This is a genomic window from Magnetospirillum sulfuroxidans (assembly GCF_018224925.1).
GTDB classification, from domain to species: domain Bacteria; phylum Pseudomonadota; class Alphaproteobacteria; order Rhodospirillales; family Magnetospirillaceae; genus Magnetospirillum; species Magnetospirillum sulfuroxidans.
Window position 1 is genome coordinate 12,727 of sequence record NZ_JAGTUF010000001.1, and the last position, 19,114, is coordinate 31,840.

A 19,114-nucleotide genomic window follows, 5' to 3' on the forward strand; every position below is an offset into this window, starting at 1 on the left:
GATTCAGATCAGACTACTACATGTTGATGACCAAAAACTAGTACATGCTTGACAGCACGTTTTTCAGTTTGGGCATTTCTTCAAGGGCGCGGCCGGTTCCAAGCGCGACGCAGGACAGCGGGTCGTCGGCGATGGACACCGGCAGGCCGGTGGCGTGACGCAACACGTAGTCGAGGTTGGACAGCAAGGCGCCACCGCCGGTCAGCACGATACCCTTATCGACGATATCGGCGGCCAGTTCGGGGGCGGTGTGTTCCAGCGCGACCTTGACGGCCTCGATGATGGCGCCAACCGGTTCGGCCAGGGATTCGGCGATTTGACGTTCGGAAACGATCAGTTCCTTGGGCACGCCGTTCATCAGGTCGCGGCCCTTGATCTCCATGGTCCGGCCTTCGCCGTCCTCGGGCGGGCAGGCCGAGCCGATTTCCTTCTTGATGCGCTCGGACGACCCTTCGCCGATCAGCAGATTATGATTGCGGCGGATATAGGCGATGATGGCTTCGTCCATCTTGTCGCCGCCGACGCGGACCGAGCGGGAATAGACGATGCCGCCCAGGGACAACACCGCCACTTCGGTGGTGCCGCCGCCGATATCGACGACCATGGAACCGGTCGGTTCGGTCACCGGCAGGCCGGCGCCGATGGCGGCGGCCATGGGTTCCTCGATCAGGAACACCTTGCGGGCGCCGGCTGATTCGGCCGATTCCTGAATGGCGCGGCGCTCCACCGCGGTGGAGCCCGACGGCACGCAGACGATGACCAGCGGGCTGGCGAAGGAGCGGCGGTTGTGCACCTTGCGGATGAAATGCTTGATCATTTCCTCGGCCACTTCGAAATCGGCGATGACGCCGTCGCGAAGCGGGCGGATGGCTTGGATGTAGCCGGGGGTGCGGCCCAGCATCATCTTGGCTTCGTCACCGACGGCCAAAACTTTCTTTTTGCCTTTTTCCTCGGCAATGGCCACCACGGACGGCTCATTGAGAACAATACCGCGGCCTTTGACATAGACCAAGGTGTTGGCGGTACCAAGGTCGATAGCCATGTCGGCGGAAAACCAGCCCGTCAGGTTCGGAAACATAATCCCTCGCTTCACTGATCACACAATGCCGTTGGACGCCCGGATTTATATCAGGGCGTGACGGCGTCGGGAGCGCTTTTTTGACGTTTGGTCAAAAGTTTGTTCAATGCCTTCACATAAGCCCGAGCAGAAGCCACCATGGTATCGGTGTCGGCGCCCTGACCGTTGACGGTTTTTCCGTCCTCTTCCAGCCGCACGGTGACCTCAGCTTGGGCATCGGTTCCCTGCGTCACCGCATGGACCTGATACAGCTGCAATCGGGCCTCGTGCGGGCACAATGCCTTGATGGCGTTGAAGATCGCATCGACGGGGCCATCGCCCACGGACTTGACGCTTTTCAGTTCACCATCGATTTCCAGTTCCAGTTCCGCTTTCGGCGGGTTGTGGCGAGTGCCACACAGAACTTCGAGGCCGCGGAAGCGGATACGCTCATTATCGCGGAATACCGCTTCATCCACCAGCGCGATGATGTCTTCGTCGAAAACTTCTTTCTTGCGGTCGGCCACGTCCTTGAAACGGGCAAAGGCGTCTTCGATGGCGTTGTCGCCCAGGTCATAGCCCATCTGCTTGAGCTTGTCCTTGAAGGCGGCGCGGCCGGAATGCTTGCCCATGACCAGACTGGAACGGTTCAGACCCACCGATTCGGGGGTCATGATCTCGTAGGTCTGGGCGCATTTCAGCATACCGTCCTGATGGATGCCGGATTCGTGGGCGAAGGCATTCTTGCCGACGATCGCCTTGTTGGGCTGGACGACGAAGCCGGTAATGGCCGACACCAGCCGCGAAGCGCGGGTGATGTTTTCGGTCTTGATGCCGGTGGTGAAGGGCATCAGGTCATGGCGGGTGCGCAGCGCCATGACGATTTCTTCCATGGCGGCGTTGCCGGCGCGTTCGCCCAGGCCGTTGATGGTGCATTCGATCTGGCGGGCGCCGGTGGCGATCGCGGCCAGGGAATTGGCCACCGCCAGTCCCAGATCGTTATGGCAATGCACCGACAAGATCGCCTTGTCCATATTGGGGACGCGGTTGACCAACATGGCGATCAACGCGGCGTATTCATCCGGCACGGCATAGCCGACGGTATCGGGAATGTTAATGGTGCGGGCGCCGGCGTCAATGGCGGCCTCGACGCAGCGGCACAGGAAATCATGCTCGGTGCGCGAGCCGTCCTCGGCCGACCATTCGACGTCTTCGACCAGATTGCGGGCAAAGGCCACCGATTCGCGCACTTTTTCCAGCACGCGTTCGGGTTCCATTTGCAGCTTGTGCTTCATGTGCAGCGGGCTGGTGGAAATAAAGGTGTGGATGCGATGGCGGGGGGCCAGCTTGACCGCCTCGGCGCAGCGTTCGATATCGCCCTTGGTGGCGCGGGCCAAGCCGGCGATGGTGGAATTCTTCACCACCTTGGCCACCGCCTGCACCGCTTCGAAATCGCCGGTGCTGGCGATGGGGAAGCCGGCTTCGATCACATCGACGCCCATTTCTTCCAGCAACAGGGCGATCTTGACCTTTTCCTCGAGATTCATCGAGGCGCCGGGAGATTGTTCGCCGTCGCGCAAAGTGGTGTCGAAAATGATGACGCGGTTGTTGTCCATGGACCTGCCCAAATTAAGAGTCCCGCCCCGCTGGCGCAGACCCGGGAAGGGCATTCGGTCACGGGAAGGTGTGTTTGGAACGCGAAAATGGCCAAATTGTGGCGTGGTTATCGCATCGCGGCTATAGGAAGTCCAAGTTAGCCGCCCTTGTCAACACACTATCTGTCACGCAGGCAGGGTAAAACAGAAGACCGAGCCTTGATTGGGGCCGGGGGAATCAACCCAGATGTGGCCGCCATGACTTTCGACGATTTTCTTGCAGATGGACAAGCCGATGCCCGAACCGCCGCCATGTTCGTCGCGTCCGTGCAGCCGTTGGAAGATGCGGAAGATACGGTCAAAGAAATCGCGACTGATGCCGATGCCGTTGTCCGACACCGAAATGCACCAGGCGCCGGTCTGGCGGCGGGCGTCGATCACCACCCGAGGGGGGAGGCCGGGTTGATGGTATTTGATGGCGTTGGCGATGAGGTTTTGGAACAAACGCACCATATCGTCGGAACTGGCGAACAGGGTCGGCAGTTCGCAGGCGGAAACGGTGGCGCTTTGCTCCGTCATGGCCAGCCCCAACATGTTCTGCGCCTTGGCCAGACATACGTTCAGATCGATCATCGCCTTGGGCGCCGACAGGCGGCCGATGCGGGAATATTGCAACAGGTCTTGGATCAGCCGGTCCATGCGCTCGGCGCCATCGCGGGCAAAGGCGATGAATTCCTTGATTTCCGTACTTAAATCAGTGCCCATGCGCCGTTCGATCAAGCCCATATAGCTGTTGATCATACGCAACGGCTCGCGCATGTCGTGGCTGGCCACATAGGCGAATTGTTCCAGCTCGGCGTTGGATTGTTGCAGTTTCTCTTGAAAATGGCGTGCTTCGGTGATGTCGATCCCCGAGGCCAGCAACCCCATCAGGGTTCCGTCGGGATCGCGCAAGGGGCGGGCGACTTCGTGAATCCAGGCATCGCCGCCGTCAATGCAGACCAGACGATAATCATGTTCGCCGACATTGCCCAAATTGGCGCGGTCCTCGGGATGGATGACGCTCAGCCAGCCTTGTCCCTGAGCCTCGGCGAGGGATTGGCCGGTCATGGTGCTCCAGGTGGCGTTGACGTATTGGCATTGGCCGGCATCGTCCATGCGCCGCACCAGCGTGGGCATCTCGTCAAGCACTTGCATGTAATAATCACGTGCCTTGGCGACTTGCTCCTGGGCGATTTCGCGGCCGCGCTTGCGGTTGTCCCGCATGCGCACCAGGGCGATGGCAAAGGCGGAAATCAGGATGACGATGAATGTGTCACCGATCAGCCGCGGCAAGATCGGCCGCAAGATGTCATCGCGGGTGGCGCTGACGCCGATGATCAGTCCCCAGGGCGCGACGGTGCGCAGGGCGATGATCCGTGTCATTCCATCAATGGCGCCAGGGCCTTCTTGAATGCTGGCGGCTTTCCCGGTGGCAAGGTGTGCCAGTCGCAGCGGCACCTTGGCCAGGGAACGGCCGATGGGGCTGTTATCGGTGCTGGGGGCGCGCGCCAAAATGGTGTGATCGCTGTTGGTGACGGAAATCGCCCCACTGGGTTCCGAAGGCAAGGCGGCTTCGACAATGTCGGAAAACAGCGAAGGCGCCAGCGCAGTGACCATGATCGCGCGTAATTTGCCGCTGTCGTCGCGAGACGGCAGAGCGGCAAATATGACCGTGCGTTGCAGCAGGCTGATGACCGGCTCGGCGACAAACAAATCGTTGGCTTGGGGATGGGTTTGGAAATAACGAAGATAGGAACGCTCACCCACATTTTGCCCCACCAGGACCGGGTTGGTGGAATGGACGATGTTACCGTCAAGGGTGACCACGGTAATGGTCAGGGCGTGCGGTTCAAAGCGGGCGCGGGTGGTCAGATAGCGATGGTAGGTCTGGTCACCGGGGGGGAGGGACATGTCCAATTCGGCGTCGGCGTCGCGCAGCAGGGCATTGATGGATTGCAGCGTATGGTTGGTTCGGGCCTCGACCACGCGGGCCAGGGCGTCAAGGCGTTCTTCGGCCTCGGCTCGGCGGTTGCCCGCCATCGACACGATATCCCACGTCGCCATCAGCACGGCCAAGGCCATCAGGATGAGCGCCCAGATCCAATCCGTTCCTCGTGTCGCCAGCATGGCGTTCAGGTCCCCAAAAGTATGCGTCAAGCCTAAAAGCTCGAACAACCGGGCACAAGAGGGACAAAAGGCGGAAGGGATCAGACGTTGGTGGCGGGCAAGGTGAAGAAAAAGGTGGTGCCCAGATTGGGGCCGGGGGAATCGACCCAGATGCGGCCGCCATGGCTTTCGACGATCTTTTTGCAGATGGACAGGCCGATTCCCGAACCGCCGCCATGTTCATCGCGAGCGTGCAGACGCTGGAAGATGCGAAAAACCCGATCGAAATAGGAATGGTCGATGCCGATGCCGTTGTCGTGGATGGAAAAACGCCATGACCCGTTTTCGCGGGTGGCCCCGATACTGATCTGCGGCGGCGTTTCGGGCAGGGCGTACTTAATGGCGTTGCCGATCAGGTTTTGCAGCAACCGCACCATGTCGTCATCGCTGGCATGGACCACCGGCAGGGCGCCGATGCAGATGCGGGCGCGGCTTTCGTCGATCATCACCCCCAGATTGCTTAACGCCACCGACAGGGATTGCGCCAGGTCCACGTCCCGCTTTGGCGCCGACATGCGGCCGATGCGGGAATATTGCAGCAGATCCAGGATCAGCTTGTCCATGCGGGTGGCGCCGTCCTTGGCGAAAGCCAGGAATTCCATCAATTCGGCATTGGCCTCGGCCCCGAGGCGGCGTTCGATCAGCCCCATATAGCTGCTGACCATGCGCAGGGGTTCGCGCAGATCGTGGCTGGCCACATAGGCGAATTGTTCCAGCTCGGCATTGGATTGGGTCAGTTTTTCCTGAACGGCGCGGGTGTCGGTGATGTCCAGACAGGCGGCCAGATGGCCGGCGAAACGGCCGTCTTGATCATGGAAAGGCTGGGCGATTTCATGCATCCATCGGTATTGGCCGTCATGGCGGCGCAGGCGGTATTCCTGTTCGGAATTCTCGCCCCGGCTCAGGCGGGTTGTGGCCATGTCCTGCCACGCCGCCATGTCATCGGGGTGCAAGAACGCCGTCAGAGTATCGACGGGCTGGCCGAGGAAGGTTTGCAACGTGCCGTTGGCATAGTCGATCTGGCCCAAGATATCCGAACGCCAGATGTGCACCGGCAAATGGTCGAGCACCCGCATGTAATAATCGCGGGCCAAGGCGATTTCGCTTTGGTTTTTCTGACGTTGGCGTTCCCGTCCGCCGAGAAAGCGGCCGAGGACGACGATGACGCCACCGACGATGAACAGGAAGACCAGATCGGCCAACACGGTATCGATGGCCGGGTCCAGCAGGTCGCGACTGGAAAGGGTGACCACCACCACAAGGCCGAATTGACTGACGTCGCGCATGACCAGCAGGCGCTCGAACTCATCGGGGCCGCCGCCGCCTTGCAGGACCGACAGGTCGCGGCCACTGGCCCGATGCGCCTGGAACATGGGGGTATGGGCCAGCGACGCGCCGGGGGGAGTGTTGTTCAATTCGGGGTAACGGGCCAAGACGATGCCATCGCGATTAAGCACGGCGATGGCGCCGCTGGCTTCCGAAGGCAGGGCCGGCTTCATCAGCGAGCCAAGAAGCTGCGGGTTGATGCCTGTGAGCGCAATCGCCCGCAAACGGCCATCGTCATGACGGATGGCGCGGGCGATAAAGATAATCGGGCGGTTGGTGACGGTGATCGCCGGCTTGCTGATGAACAATCTGGTGTCATCGGGATGGGCGCGGAAATGATCAAGATAATCGCGGCTGCCCACGGGCCGACCGACCAGGGTGGGATTGGATGAATGTTCGATCACCCCCTCGGGCGAGACCACCGACAGGGTCAGCGCGTCGGTGAAGATGAAGCTGCGGCCCTTGAGAAATCGCAGATAATCCGGGTCACCGGGCATGACCAATCCTTGGGGCAACTGGTTCGCCGTTTCCAGCAGCAACAGGTCAAGGGATTGAAAGGTCAGCTCGGTCCGCGCTTCGACCACCCGGGCCAAAGCTGTCAACCGGTCAACCGTCTGGCGGCGATGATCCGCATAGCTGCGCACCGCATCCCAAACCAGTACGGCCAAGCACAACAGCATGACCAAAGCCAGCCACGCCCGCGTCAGCGTCATATGCCGGCGCAATGCCGTGATCATCGATTGCCCCGTCATGGTTGGTGCTTCGTGATCAGGACACTACCTTCTTTGGTCTGTGACCACCATCACCAATAGAGAATGGCTGGGGCGAACATGCGGTTTTTGCGCGGTCATCGCCGGGCCTTCAACGCTGCCAATATCCGCTCGGTAATGGCCAGATCATCGCGGAAACCGGGATGGCTTGGACTGTCGGCGGCCAGTTGACGGGCGAGGGGCAGGCTGCGCTCATACCAGGCGATGGCGCCGGCGATGTCGCCTTGGTCTGCCGCCACGTCGCCCAGCTTCTCATAACTGACCGAAAGATCGCGCTTGGCGAGGGCGCTGGTCGGATTGTCGCGGGCCAGGGCTTGGGCGAGGTCCAGTCTGTCTTGAAACCAGCGGCGGGCGGCTTTGAGATCGCCTTCCCGTCGGGCGACCTCGCCCAGCTTTTCATAACTGAGCGAAAGGTCGCGCTTGGCCAGGGCGCTGGTCGGATTGTCGCGGGCCAAGGCTTGGGCGAGGTCCAGATCATCTTGATAGAAGCGGCGGGCGGCTTTGAGATCGCCTTCCTGTCGGGCGACGTCGCCCAGCTTGTTGAAACTGACCGAAAGGTCGCGCTTGGCCTCGGCGCTGGTCGGATTGTCGCGGGCCAGGGCTTGGCGCAGGTCCAGCCCGTGTTGAAACAAGCGGCGGGCGGCTTTGAGGTCGCCTTCCTGTTGGGCGACCTCGCCCAGCTTTTCATAACTGACCGAAAGGTCGCGCTTGGCCTCGGCGCTGGTCGGATTGTCGCGGGCCAGGGCTTGGGCGAGGTCCAGATCATCTTGATAGAAGCGGCGGGCGGCTTTGAGATCGCCTTCCTGTCGGGCGACCTCGCCCAGCTTGTTGAAACTGACCGAAAGGTCGCGCTTGGCCTGGGCGCTGGTCGGATTGTCGCGGGCCAGGGCTTGGTGCAGGTCCAGCCCGTGTTGATAGAAACGGCGGGCGGCTTTGAGATCGCCTTCCTGTTGGGCGACGTCGCCCAGCTTGTTGAAACTGAGCGAAAGGTCGCGCTTGGCCAGGGCGCTGGTCGGAGTGTCGCGGGCCAGGGCTTGGGCGAGGTCCAGCCCGTCTTGAAACAAACGGCGGGCGGCTTTGAGATCGCCTTTCAGGATGTGTAAATCCCCCAGATCGCTGTGGGCGGTCATCTGCTCGCGTGTCGTGCCGGCGGCGGTGCGGGCGGCGTCGGCCGCGTTCAGGGCGCCGTTCAGGTCGCCGGCCTGTTGACGCAGGCGCGCCAGGAAGATGGCCCCCGAGAAGTCGGTGGCATCCAGGGCGAAGGCCTGTTCATAGGCGTTTTTGGCCTTGGCCATGTCGATGTCATAAACCAACGCCCCCAGGCGGCGCCATTTCGCCGCCGCTTGGGCCATATTCGCCGTCGCTTGGGCCATATCGGCCTGGGCGCCGCGTTCCAGGGCGGCGATGGCGGCCTTGATGTCGCCGGCCTCGATGTCGCGCACTGCCTCGGCATCGGTGGGTGTGCGGCTGGTGGCCAGATCACGGATGGCGGCGTCGCGTTGCGCCAAGGTCTCGGCGGTGGGGGACGGGGCGTCGGGGGCATTGCGGTGGTTTTGCGCATCCAGCGCCTTGGTCAGTTCCTCGACCCTCCGTTCCAGGTCGGTCTTTTTCGGACGCCACCACCGGAACAGTTTAAAGGCGAGGAATGCCAAAACCACAAAGCCAAAAATCAGCGGCACATATGGCGGCAGAAATTGCCGGATGTCCTCGGCGCGGGATTGCGGAAACTTGTCCACGATCAGGTCACGCAGAAAATCATCAAGCCATATGGAAAGCCTTTTGGCTTCGCTCAACCACTGCTCGTCCATGATGGTAGGTCCGCCACTGGGTAAAATCCCTAATCGGTTGTATCGATTGGGGGCGGTGGCGGCAAACAAAAACCGAAGGGCAGGGGGGATGGCCGCAGATAAAGGAACCACAGAGACACAGAGGCACAGAGACGTCTGTCGGACATCAAAGTGAATTGGTCATCACGGCGACGTTCTCTCTGTGCCTCTGTGTCTCTGTGGTTCCATTCAATTTTCACGCAACGGCGCGGCGCTGGCGAAGCGAGGGGGCGGCGTCGTTACGGCACACAAAAAACCCCGGACGTTTCCGTCCGGGGTTTTCGGCAGCGATACTGACGGAACAGGCCTTAGTTCTTGGCCTTGTCCACCAGCTTGTTCTTGGAAATCCACGGCATCATGCCGCGCAGGCGTTCGCCCACCTGTTCGATCGGGTGTTCGGACTGGATGCGGCGGGTGGCCTTGAAGGACGGCTGACCGGCCTTGCATTCCAGCATCCAATCGCGGACGAAACGGCCCTGCTGGATGTCTTCCAGCACGCGCTTCATTTCCTTCTTGGTTTCTTCAGTGATGATGCGCGGGCCGGTGACGTAATCGCCGTATTCGGCGGTATTCGAGATCGAATAGCGCATGTTGGCGATGCCGCCTTCATAGATCAGGTCGACGATCAGCTTGACCTCGTGCAGGCACTCGAAATAGGCCATTTCCGGGGCATAGCCGGCTTCGACCAGGGTTTCGAAGCCGTACTGGATCAGCTTGGTCAAGCCGCCGCACAAGACCACCTGCTCGCCGAACAGATCGGTTTCGCATTCCTCGCGGAAGTTGGTTTCGATGATGCCGGAACGACCGCCGCCGATGGCCGACGCGTAGGAAAGCGCGATTTCCAGGGCGTTGCCGGTGGCGTTCTGGGCCACGGCGACCAGGCAGGGAACGCCGCCGCCCTTGAGGTATTCACCGCGCACGGTGTGGCCGGGGCCCTTGGGGGCGACCATGAACACGTCCAGATCGGGACGCGGCACGATCAGGCCGAAATGCACGTTGAGGCCATGGGCGAACACCAGGGCGGCGTTCTGCTTCATGTTGTCGGCCAGATCGCGGTAATACAGCTCGGCCTGCAATTCGTCCGGGGTCAGGATCATGACCACGTCGGCCCAAGCGGCGGCATCGGCCGGGGTCATGACCTTCAGGCCTTCGCCTTCGGCCTTCTTGATGGTGGCCGAGCCGGCGCGCAGCGCCACGGCCACGTCCTTGATGCCGGAATCGCGCAGGTTCAACGCATGGGCGTGGCCCTGGCTGCCATAGCCGACCACGGCGACCTTCTTGCCCTTGATCAGATTGACGTCGGCGTCACGATCGTAATAAACGCGCATGGAAACATTCCTTCCTGACAAAACGATAACCGCCCTTCAATGACGCGGTTTAGCGGAAAATCTGGGCGATGTGTTTAGAACGTATTGGTCGCGGGCGCAATGGCGACGATTATTCCAAGACGTCGTACCCTAACGGAGCAGCCCACTTTTCCGCAAGGTGAAGGGAATGGATTTGTCGATAAAGTCATAAAAGGCGGCGCGCACGGCATTGCTGCTGGTCACCGGCTGGTCGTCGAAGCTGTCGGTCCAGGTGGTGATGATCCTGCGTTCATCCGGATAGTTCAGAAAGATGAAGGGAAGGGGATCGTCGCCGAAGCTGGGGCCACTGAACGGGGCCGAGTTTGGCATGACGGCGTCGAAGAGAGCCAGGGAGACGCCGGTCTTGCCGTCGATCACTTCGAACGACAGCATCGTATACAGGCTGACATATTCCTCAAACAGGTGAGTGGTGCGATAGACCCCCAGGCCGACCATGTATGATGACGCGTTCTGCACATTGCGGGGCGTGCCGTAGGTTCCGTGTTCGATCAACAATACGGCGTCGGGGCGGAAAGCCATGCGGGCGAGCGCATCCATGAGCCGCTGGCGTCCCTGTGATCGGGTCGAAGATGGGGGAGAATCGATGCCGGGAGGAGCGGGAACCAGGGAGTAGCTTTTGGCCAGCGCGGTCCGGGTGACGTTGCGCACCCGCTCGGCCAGTCGCCAGTCGGCCTTGTTGACCGTCCTGGTCCTGGCGAAAGCCAGGAATCCTTTGTTCTCCCACAGCCAGTTGTCGTTCACCGTACTGACAATCGCCAGGGTCCGAATCCTTGCCGCCTGTTCGGGGGCAAGGTTTGCGGGAGTGATCTGGCAGGCAGCCAATCCCAGTGCCAGAGCAAGGAACGTCGCGATGTGGCAGGCGATGCGGCACATGGGATTTCCCTAAAGGCAACCTGCCGGCTCGGGATCGGGACGGCCGGGGATCGCTTTATTTCGGCGTTACAGTGGGCTCGCGCCGCGCGCGATGGCGGCGACGCCGGTGCGCGATACGTCGATCAGCCCCAGCGGTTCCATCAGCTTGATGAAGGCGTCCACTTTCTCGGTGGCGCCGACCACTTCGAAGACGAAGCTTTCGTTGGTGCTGTCGATGACGTTGGCGCGGAAGATGTCGGCGATGCGCAGGGCTTCCACCCGCTTCTCACCGGTGCTCGACACCTTGACCAGGGCCAATTCGCGGCTGACATGGGGGCCGTCGGTGGTGAGGTCGGCCACCTTGTAGATGGGCACCAGCCGCCGCAGCTGATTCTTGATCTGCTCGACGATCATCTTGGTGCCGCTGGTGACGATGGTGATGCGCGACAACGCTTCCTTGGTGTCGACCTCGGCCACCGTCAGGCTTTCGATATTGTAGCCACGGCCCGAGAACAGGCCGATGACGCGGGCCAGCACGCCGGCCTCGTTGGCGACCAGGACGGCGATGGTGTGGCGTTCGATCTCTTGCTCTTTGCTCACTTTTGTTCTTCCTTATGCCTTAGACCAGAACCATGCCGCCTTCGTCCGAGCCGGGCTCGACACGAACGTTTTCTTCCGGGCCAAGCACCATTTCGTTATGGGCCATGCCGGGCATGATCATGGGGAAGCAGTTTTCCGAGGCGTCGGTGCGGACATCGACGATGACCGGACGATCGACCGCCAGCATTTCCTTGATGACGTCATCCACTTCGCCGGGCTTGGTGGCGCGCAGGCCGACGGCGCCGAAGGCATCGGCCAATTTCACGAAGTCGGGGTGATGTTCCATGTGGCTTTCCGAATAACGGCCGCCATGGATCAGCTCCTGCCACTGACGCACCATGCCCATGTACTGGTTGTTCAAGATGAACACCTTCACCGGCAGCCGATGCTGGCACAAAGTGGCCATTTCCTGAATGTTCATCTGGATCGAGCTTTCGCCGGCGATGTCGATGACCAGGGCGCCCGGATGGGCCACCTGCACCCCCATGGCCGAGGGCAGGCCATAGCCCATGGTGCCGAGGCCGCCAGAGGTCATCCAGTGGCAGGGCTGCTCGAACTTGAAGTGCTGGGCCGCCCACATCTGATGCTGGCCCACCTCGGTGGTGATATAGGGGTTCTTGTACTTGGTCAGCTCATACAGCCGCTGGATGGCGTATTGCGGCTTGATGATCTTGTTGGAATTCTCGAAATGCAGGCAGTTGCGGCTACGCCAGCCGTCGATGGTCGCCCACCATTCCTTCAGCGCCTTTTCGTGCGGCCGGCATTGCTTGGCCTTCCACACCTTGATCAGGTCTTCCAAGATGTGGGCGGCGTCGCCGATCACCGCCAGATCGACCATGACGTTCTTGTTGACCGAGCTGGGGTCGATGTCGATATGGATCTTCTTGGCGGTGGGGGCGAAATCCTTCAGCCGGCCGGTGATGCGGTCGTCGAAGCGGGCGCCGACATTGATGATCAGATCGGCGCCGTGCATGGTCAGATTGGCTTCGTAGGTGCCGTGCATGCCCAACATCCCCACCGACAGCGGGTCCGACGCCGGGAAGGCGCCCAGGCCCATCAGCGTCTGCGTGCACGGATAGCCGGTCATGCGCACGAACTGGGTCAGCAACTGGCAGGCGGCGATGCCGGAATTGACCACGCCGCCGCCGACATAGAACACCGGCCGCTTGGCGGCGGCGATCATCTCGGCCGCCTTTTCGATGGATTTGAGGTCGCCCTTGACCTGCGGCTTGTACTTGGTCTTCAGCTTGCTCGGCGACTGGTATTCGCCACGGCCGGTGATGACGTCCTTGGGCAGGTCGATGACCACCGGGCCGGGGCGGCCCGATTTGGCGACATGAAAGGCTTCGTGCACCGTCCGCGCCAGATCGTCCGGCTTCTTGACCAGATAATTATGCTTGGTGCACGGCCGGGTGATGCCGGTGATATCGGCTTCCTGGAAGGCGTCGTTACCGATGAGATTGGTCGGAACCTGGCCGGTGATGCAGACCAGCGGCACCGAATCCATCAGCGCGTCGGTCAGGCCGGTGATGGTGTTGGTGGCGCCGGGACCCGAGGTGACCAGGACGCAGCCGACCCGGCCGGTGGAACGGGCATAGCCCTCGGCGGCATGGACGGCGGCCTGTTCGTGACGGACCAGGATGTGGCGCAGACGGTTCTGCTTGAACAATTCGTCGTAAATGGGCAGCACTACGCCACCCGGATAGCCGAAAATTACCTCGACGCCCTGATCGACAAGGGCCTTCAAGAGGATTTCCGCACCGGTCATCTGCGCATCGTGCTGTGCCATTTCGCACCTTTTTCCTATGAACGCGAACAGCAGCCAAAGGCGACGCACGGAACACCGTGCGGCCACCGGGGTGGCTGCGAGCGGGACAACCTATCGCTTCACTGGAACCGGGTCAATAGAAAGTGGCGAACTTTTGCAAAGATTTCGTCAAAAATTCTTTCTGAAAGTTGCGCAGAAACTACCTCCGGCTTTTCAAGTTGATGCCGGAACCAGGTTAATTGCCTTTTTGCGTAATTTCGTGTCGCCTTTTGCGCCGCCGATACCGCTTGTTTCGGCTCCAGGGTTCCGGCCAGCAGCGCCGCCAGTTCCGGCACCCCCAAGGCCTTCATCGCCGGTAATGCCGGATCAAGGCCCAGGGCCAGCAAGGCCCGCACTTCATCCAGCGCGCCGTGTTCCATCATCAGCGCGAAGCGTTGATCGCAATTGGCGTAAAGCGCCTCTCGCGGCGGCGCCAGCGACAGGGTCAGCCAATGGGCGTCGACGGCGCCTTCCATGGGCAGGGCCTGCCACGCGGCCAGGGATTGGCCGCTGGCTTCGATCACTTCCCAGGCCCGTGCCAGCCGTTGCGAATTGGCCGGGTCCAGCCGGGCCGCCATCACCGGATCACGGGCGGCCAGCAGGGCGTGAAAGGCGGCATTGCCCCGTTCCGCCAACAAGGCGCGGGCCTGGGTGCGAATTTCGTCGGGGATGGCCGGGACGGGCGAGATGCCGTGCATCAAGGTGCGCAGGTACAGGCCGGTGCCGCCGACCACCACCGGCAGCCGGCCCTGTGCCCAGCTTTCCGCCATGGCGGCGGCGGCCATGTCCTTCCAGGCGGCGGCGGAGCAATTCACCGATGGCGACAGCACGCCATAAAGACGGTGCGGCGCCTGGGCTTCCTCGGCCTGGCTGGGGCGGGCGGTGACCACGCGCAGCACGTCATAGACCTGCATGGAATCGGCGTTGATGACGGTGCCGTTAAAAGCGCGGGCAATGGCCAGGGCCAGACCTGACTTGCCCGACGCGGTGGGGCCGGCGATGACGATGGCGGGGCGGTTCATGTCCTTGCCTATAGCATCTTGACGGCGTGCGCGGAACCTTCCCTTGCCAAGCGCCGTTCATGGCCGTAAAGCTGTCGCCGCCGCCTTGACCTTACGCACCGGGTGACCGATGGAAAACGTACTGACGCTGATCGCCGGCCGTGATGGCTTTTTGTCCGAGGACAAGGTCGCCGACATTCGGCAAGGATTAAAGGCGCTTGGCGCTCATGTGGGGGCGGTCAAATGGCTGTCGCCGGACAGGGCCTGCGATCTGCCGTTCGGCCATCTGGCGCCGGAACAAGCCGACGCCGCGGCCCGTCATCGGTTGGGCAAGGCCCCGGTCGACGTGGTGGCGCAAGGGCTTGAGGGCCGGCGCAAGCTGTTGCTGGTCGCCGACATGGATTCGACCATGGTGGTGGGCGAAACCTTGGATGAGCTGGCCGAATATGCCGGCATCAAGGACCGCATCGCCGCCATCACCGCGCGGGCCATGAATGGCGAAATCGGCTTCGAGGACGCGCTTCGCCAGCGGATCGGTTTGATGGCCGGGCTGCCGGAAACGGCGCTGGAACAGACCTGGGCCAAGACCGAATTGATGCCCGGCGCCCGCACCTTGGTGCAGACCATGAAGGCCAATGGCGCCTATGCGGTTCTGGTGTCGGGGGGCTTTACCTATTTTACCCAAAGAGTGCGCGAGGCTTGCGGCTTCGATATGGATTTGGGCAATCGCTTCATTTTCACCAAGGGGAAATTGGCCGGCGTCGAAGATCCGATCTTGGGCCGTCAAACCAAACTGGCGACGCTGATCCGCACGGCGGGCGAACGTAAGGTTCCGCTGGCCCTGGCGGCGGCGGTGGGCGACGGCGCCAACGATCTGGACATGATCAAGGCCGCCGGCCTGGGCGTGGCCTATCAGGCCAAGCCGATGGTGGCGGCCGAAGCCCGCGTGCGCATCGATCATGGTGATTTGACCGCCTTGTTGTACGCTCAGGGCTATGGCGATGACGAAATGGTGGGGGGCTGAACGTGGAGTTCCGCTATTTCACCACCTATACCGGCGTGCGTTTGCCGCTGAAGCTGGTGGGGCCGTTGGACGCGACGGAAATCAACAATCGCAACACCTTCATTCGCGCCGGTTTCGACGCCGCCGACCGCTTGGTGCATCTGGAAAAGTGCGTTTATGGCGAGGTGGCGCTGGGCCATGCCTATGAATATCACGCCAGCGGCGCGCTCAAGCGGGCCGAGATCGTCATTCACGACGATGACGATGAAACCACCGTGCTGGAATTCGATGAAAGCGGCGCGGCGGTATAGCGGCAAGCGGGCGGAAACATCGGTTACCGGGTAAAGCCGCACGTTCCCCGAGTGGGGGCGTGCGGCTTTTGCTTTTTCGGCATGGCCGGGGTGCTGATATTTTCGTTGCGATACCTAATGGGTTTATTATTGTGCATAACTCTCGCATTCGATGTGCCCATTTGGGGCGCAATCATCTTTGCGTCAATGGAGGGGGGCATGATGATTAAGCGTATGTTGACGGTGATGGTTGCGCTGGTTCTGGTTGTATCGACCACCCATGCGGTCAGGGCGCAGCAGGATGCAGCCGATATTTTGCGGACCTTACAATTTCAATCGGGGACGATTTCCCTGGGGGCAAATCTCGCCCAACTCAAGCTGAACGATAATTTCCGCTTTCTCAACAATGCCGACACTCAGACCTTTTTGACCCGCATTTGGGGCAATCCGCCGGGAGCCGGAAGGAACGCCCTGGGGATGATCGTCCCTGTCGATATGAGTTCGTCCGACGACAGCAATTGGGCCGCTTTGGTTTCCTATGATCCGTCCGGCTATGTCAGCGACGAGGAAGCCGGCAAGATCGATTACGATGAGCTGATGGCCGACATGAAAAAGGCCGTCGCCGAGGCCAGCAAGGAACGCGTCCAGCATGGGCACGAGAAGCTGGAATTGTTGGGATGGGCTAAAAAGCCATTCTATGACGCCAAAGAAAAAAAGATGTATTGGGCCAAACGTCTGCGCTTTGGCGATGCCGCCGAAGAGGCGCTGAACTACGAAATCCGGATCTTGGGTCGCAAAGGGGTGTTGGATCTCAACGTTGTCGCCTCGATGAATTCTTTGCCTTCGATCGACCAGCGCGTGGGGGCCATCTTGTCGATGGTCGAGTTCAATAAGGGCAACACCTATGCCGAGTTCAATCCCAGTGTCGATCAAGCGGCGGCTTACGGTCTGGCCGGTTTGGTCGCGGGCGGCGTGTTGACCAAGGCGGGGTTCTTCAAGGGCTTGATCGCCTTGCTGTTCGCTTCGAAAAAGCTGCTTGGCCTAACCCTTATTGGCGGTGGCGCCGCGATTTGGGGGGCGTTCAAAGCCCTGTTCCGTCGCAAGTCCCCTCCCGCGGCGTCCTCGAACGAATGACGCCGATCATCGCGGGGCTGGTTGGGGTTCTGGCCCCCATGGCCTTTGTGTTGCTTTTGCGCCAAGTGTTTTTTGTGCGGGGAGAGCCTGGCGGTTTCGGGGTGTTCGCGGCCGGAGCCGCCGCTGCCTTCGTCGCCCTGATCGCCGAGCGCTATTTGTGGGCGTGGTTCGACCCGGTCTTGCCGGTTGGCTGGGCTCCGGTGGTCCGGGCTTTTTTGCTGATCGGGCTGGTCGAGGAATTGGCCAAGACGGCGTTGATATATGCCCAGCTTTTCAAGCGCGGCCTGAGTTGGCGGCGTTATGCCATCGCCGCGGCCTGGATTGGCGCTGGTTTCGCCGGGGTGGAGAACTGTCTTTACATCCTGTCGCACGGCGTTGACGTGGTCTATGTGCGAACCTTTACCGCCACGCCGTTTCACGTCCTCAACGCGGTTGTCGCCGCCCGCCTGCTTTGGGTCGGCATCGCCGAGGGGCGCAATGGCTTGATTGTCGCAGCACTCGTTCTCGCCGTTCTGTTGCACGGTCTTTATGATTATCTGATTTTCATCGACCAGATCGGTGACGGAAAATTCTGGTTTGCGCTGACACTGACCGTTGCCATCGCCTTGACCTTGCTGTCGCGGCCGGACGAAGCCGCCCGGACATCGCCATAGGGTAGCTGGCGTCAGGGGGGGGATTTTCAGCACGGGACATGGTCGGGGCAATGCGCTTACCGGTGTGGCCGGACGCCGTCTCGGCATGAAATGAACAGGGGGGCCTTGGCCCCCCTGTTTTTCTATTCGCCGGTGGGCGGTTTTACTTTTTCTTGCTCTCGGCCAGCGGCAACGCCACATAGCGGAGTGCCTGGGGGTTTTCCACCCGCAGCAACAGGAATTTCTGGCTTGAGGCCTTGGCCGCTTCCACCGCCTTGATCAGGTCGGCCGGATTGCGGACCGGCTTGTTTCCGGCTTCGATGACAACGTCGCCGGGCTTGATGCCCTTGTCGGCGGCGGCGCCGTCCTTGACGTCGGTGACCACCAGACCAACGGTGTCGTCTTCCAGGCCAAAGCGTTCGCGCAAGGCCGGGTTAAGGGGCGATACGGTCATGCCGGTGCCGGGAACCACCTGGCCTTGGGCCTGGGTTTGCGGCTTTTCCGGCGCCTTGGCCACTTCTTCCGGCTCTTCCGGCAATTCGCCGACCGCCACATCGAGGGTCATTCGCTTGCCATCGCGCCAGATTTCCACCGGAGTTTTCTTGCCGATGGCGGTTTCAGCGACGATACGCGGCAATTTGCGCATCTCGGTGATGTCGCGGCCATCGAACTTCAAGATGACGTCGCCGGGCTTGAGCTTGGCCTTGGCCGCCGGGCCGTCGGCGTTGATCGAGGCGACCAGGGCCCCCTTGGATTCGCTCAGGCCCATGGATTCGGCCAGTTCCGGGTCCAGCGACTGGATCCGCACGCCCAACCAGCCGCGACGGGTGCGGCCGAACTGCTTGAGATCGTCGATAACCGGCTTGGCCAAGCTGGCCGGGATGGCGAAACCGATGCCGATAGAGCCCCCCGAGGGAGAGAAGATGGCGGTGTTGATGCCGACCACTTCGCCGGTGCTGTTGAACAGCGGCCCACCGGAATTGCCCCGGTTGATGGAGGCGTCGGTCTGGATGAAATCGTCATAGGGGCCGGCATTGATGTCACGGGCACGGGCCGAGACGATGCCGGCGGTGACGGTTCCGCCCAGGCCAAAGGGGTTGCCGATGGCTAAAACCCAATCGCCGATGCGCGAATCGTCGGAATTGCCCCAGGGCACCGCCACCAGCGCCTTCTTGCCGGGATCGATCTTAAGGACCGCCAGATCGGTCTTGGAATCGCGTCCGACCAGGGTGGCCTTGTGGGTGGTGTCGTCGTGCAAGGTGACGGTGATTTCGTCGGCGTCGGCGATGACGTGGTTGTTGGTCACCACATAGCCGCCGGCATCGATGATGAAGCCCGAGCCCAGCGAGGTGGCGCGCTTGGGCGCGGCATCCGGGCGGGTTTGGCGTTCCAGGAATTCCTTGAAGAAATCCTCGAACGGCGAACCGGGCGGGAATTGCGGCATCTCGGGGACGCGTTCAGGATTCTTGATGGTTTGGGTGGTTGAGATGTTGACGACCGCCGGCAACAACTTTTCCGCCAGATCGGCGAAACTGCCGGGGGCTTCGCGCGCCATTGCGGCGGCGCTTTGGGCGAAGATGGCCAGGGCGGCGATGGTGGTAACCATCCATCGGCGAGAGACGATCATGGGACTGGGCACCGAAGTA

The 19,114-nt window shown here is 61.4% G+C and carries 15 protein-coding genes; 4 read left to right on the forward strand and 11 right to left on the reverse strand.

All coding sequences use genetic code 11. The annotated features are described in order from the left end of the window. Window positions 1–37: 37 nt before the first annotated feature. The 10 genes from KEC16_RS00070 to miaA all read right to left on the reverse strand — a co-directional run bounded on the left by KEC16_RS00070 (window position 38) and on the right by miaA (window position 14,430). Window positions 38–1,078, reverse strand: a complete 1,041-nt coding sequence (locus KEC16_RS00070) for a rod shape-determining protein (RefSeq protein WP_024078694.1) — start codon at window positions 1,076–1,078, stop codon at window positions 38–40. 50 nt (window positions 1,079–1,128) lie between these two features. Next, window positions 1,129–2,673, reverse strand: coding sequence for a 2-isopropylmalate synthase (locus KEC16_RS00075; RefSeq protein ID WP_211545624.1), 1,545 nt, complete (start codon window positions 2,671–2,673; stop codon window positions 1,129–1,131). A 165-nt stretch (window positions 2,674–2,838) separates the two neighbouring features. Continuing rightward, window positions 2,839–4,821: an ATP-binding protein gene (locus KEC16_RS00080; protein WP_211545625.1), complete on the reverse strand. Its 1,983-nt coding sequence runs from the start codon at window positions 4,819–4,821 to the stop codon at window positions 2,839–2,841. 80 nt (window positions 4,822–4,901) lie between these two features. Continuing rightward, window positions 4,902–6,938, reverse strand: a complete 2,037-nt coding sequence (locus KEC16_RS00085) for an ATP-binding protein (protein WP_211545626.1) — start codon at window positions 6,936–6,938, stop codon at window positions 4,902–4,904. 95 nt (window positions 6,939–7,033) lie between these two features. Continuing rightward, the gene (locus tag KEC16_RS00090) at window positions 7,034–8,764 is read right to left on the reverse strand and encodes a tetratricopeptide repeat protein (protein ID WP_211545627.1); all 1,731 of its coding nucleotides are present in this window, start codon (window positions 8,762–8,764) and stop codon (window positions 7,034–7,036) included. Window positions 8,765–9,090: 326 nt separating this feature from the next. Next, window positions 9,091–10,110 (reverse strand): ketol-acid reductoisomerase, encoded by a 1,020-nt coding sequence (ilvC, locus tag KEC16_RS00095; RefSeq protein WP_024078698.1) that lies wholly within the window; start codon window positions 10,108–10,110, stop codon window positions 9,091–9,093. 129 nt (window positions 10,111–10,239) lie between these two features. Then, complete coding sequence (locus KEC16_RS00100; RefSeq protein ID WP_211545628.1) at window positions 10,240–11,022, reverse strand: hypothetical protein; 783 nt, start codon at window positions 11,020–11,022, stop codon at window positions 10,240–10,242. A gap of 66 nt (window positions 11,023–11,088) precedes the next feature. Next, window positions 11,089–11,601 carry an acetolactate synthase small subunit gene (ilvN, locus tag KEC16_RS00105; RefSeq protein ID WP_211545629.1) on the reverse strand — a complete coding sequence of 171 codons (513 nt, stop codon included), beginning with the start codon at window positions 11,599–11,601 and terminating at the stop codon, window positions 11,089–11,091. Window positions 11,602–11,620: 19 nt separating this feature from the next. Continuing rightward, window positions 11,621–13,390 (reverse strand): acetolactate synthase 3 large subunit, encoded by a 1,770-nt coding sequence (locus KEC16_RS00110; protein ID WP_211545630.1) that lies wholly within the window; start codon window positions 13,388–13,390, stop codon window positions 11,621–11,623. 98 nt (window positions 13,391–13,488) lie between these two features. Further along, complete coding sequence (miaA, locus tag KEC16_RS00115; protein ID WP_211545631.1) at window positions 13,489–14,430, reverse strand: tRNA (adenosine(37)-N6)-dimethylallyltransferase MiaA; 942 nt, start codon at window positions 14,428–14,430, stop codon at window positions 13,489–13,491. 109 nt (window positions 14,431–14,539) lie between these two features. Between miaA and serB the strand changes: the two genes are divergently transcribed. The 4 genes from serB to KEC16_RS00135 all read left to right on the forward strand — a co-directional run bounded on the left by serB (window position 14,540) and on the right by KEC16_RS00135 (window position 17,489). Continuing rightward, window positions 14,540–15,433 carry a phosphoserine phosphatase SerB gene (gene serB, locus KEC16_RS00120; RefSeq protein WP_211545632.1) on the forward strand — a complete coding sequence of 298 codons (894 nt, stop codon included), beginning with the start codon at window positions 14,540–14,542 and terminating at the stop codon, window positions 15,431–15,433. A 2-nt stretch (window positions 15,434–15,435) separates the two neighbouring features. Further along, a complete protein-coding gene (locus KEC16_RS00125) occupies window positions 15,436–15,723 on the forward strand; it encodes a DUF6156 family protein (protein ID WP_211545633.1) in 288 nt (95 codons plus the stop codon). Between the two features lie 198 nt (window positions 15,724–15,921). Further along, a complete protein-coding gene (locus KEC16_RS00130; RefSeq protein ID WP_211545634.1) occupies window positions 15,922–16,836 on the forward strand; it encodes a DUF2167 domain-containing protein in 915 nt (304 codons plus the stop codon). Continuing rightward, window positions 16,833–17,489 carry a PrsW family glutamic-type intramembrane protease gene (locus KEC16_RS00135; protein WP_211545635.1) on the forward strand — a complete coding sequence of 219 codons (657 nt, stop codon included), beginning with the start codon at window positions 16,833–16,835 and terminating at the stop codon, window positions 17,487–17,489. Before KEC16_RS00130 ends, KEC16_RS00135 begins: the two co-directional genes overlap by 4 nt. A gap of 142 nt (window positions 17,490–17,631) precedes the next feature. On the opposite strand, the gene KEC16_RS00140 is transcribed toward KEC16_RS00135, so the two are convergent. Beyond that, on the reverse strand, window positions 17,632–19,095 hold the full coding sequence (locus KEC16_RS00140; RefSeq protein WP_211545636.1) for a DegQ family serine endoprotease: 1,464 nt from the start codon (window positions 19,093–19,095) through the stop codon (window positions 17,632–17,634). Between the last annotated feature and the right edge of the window lie 19 nt (window positions 19,096–19,114).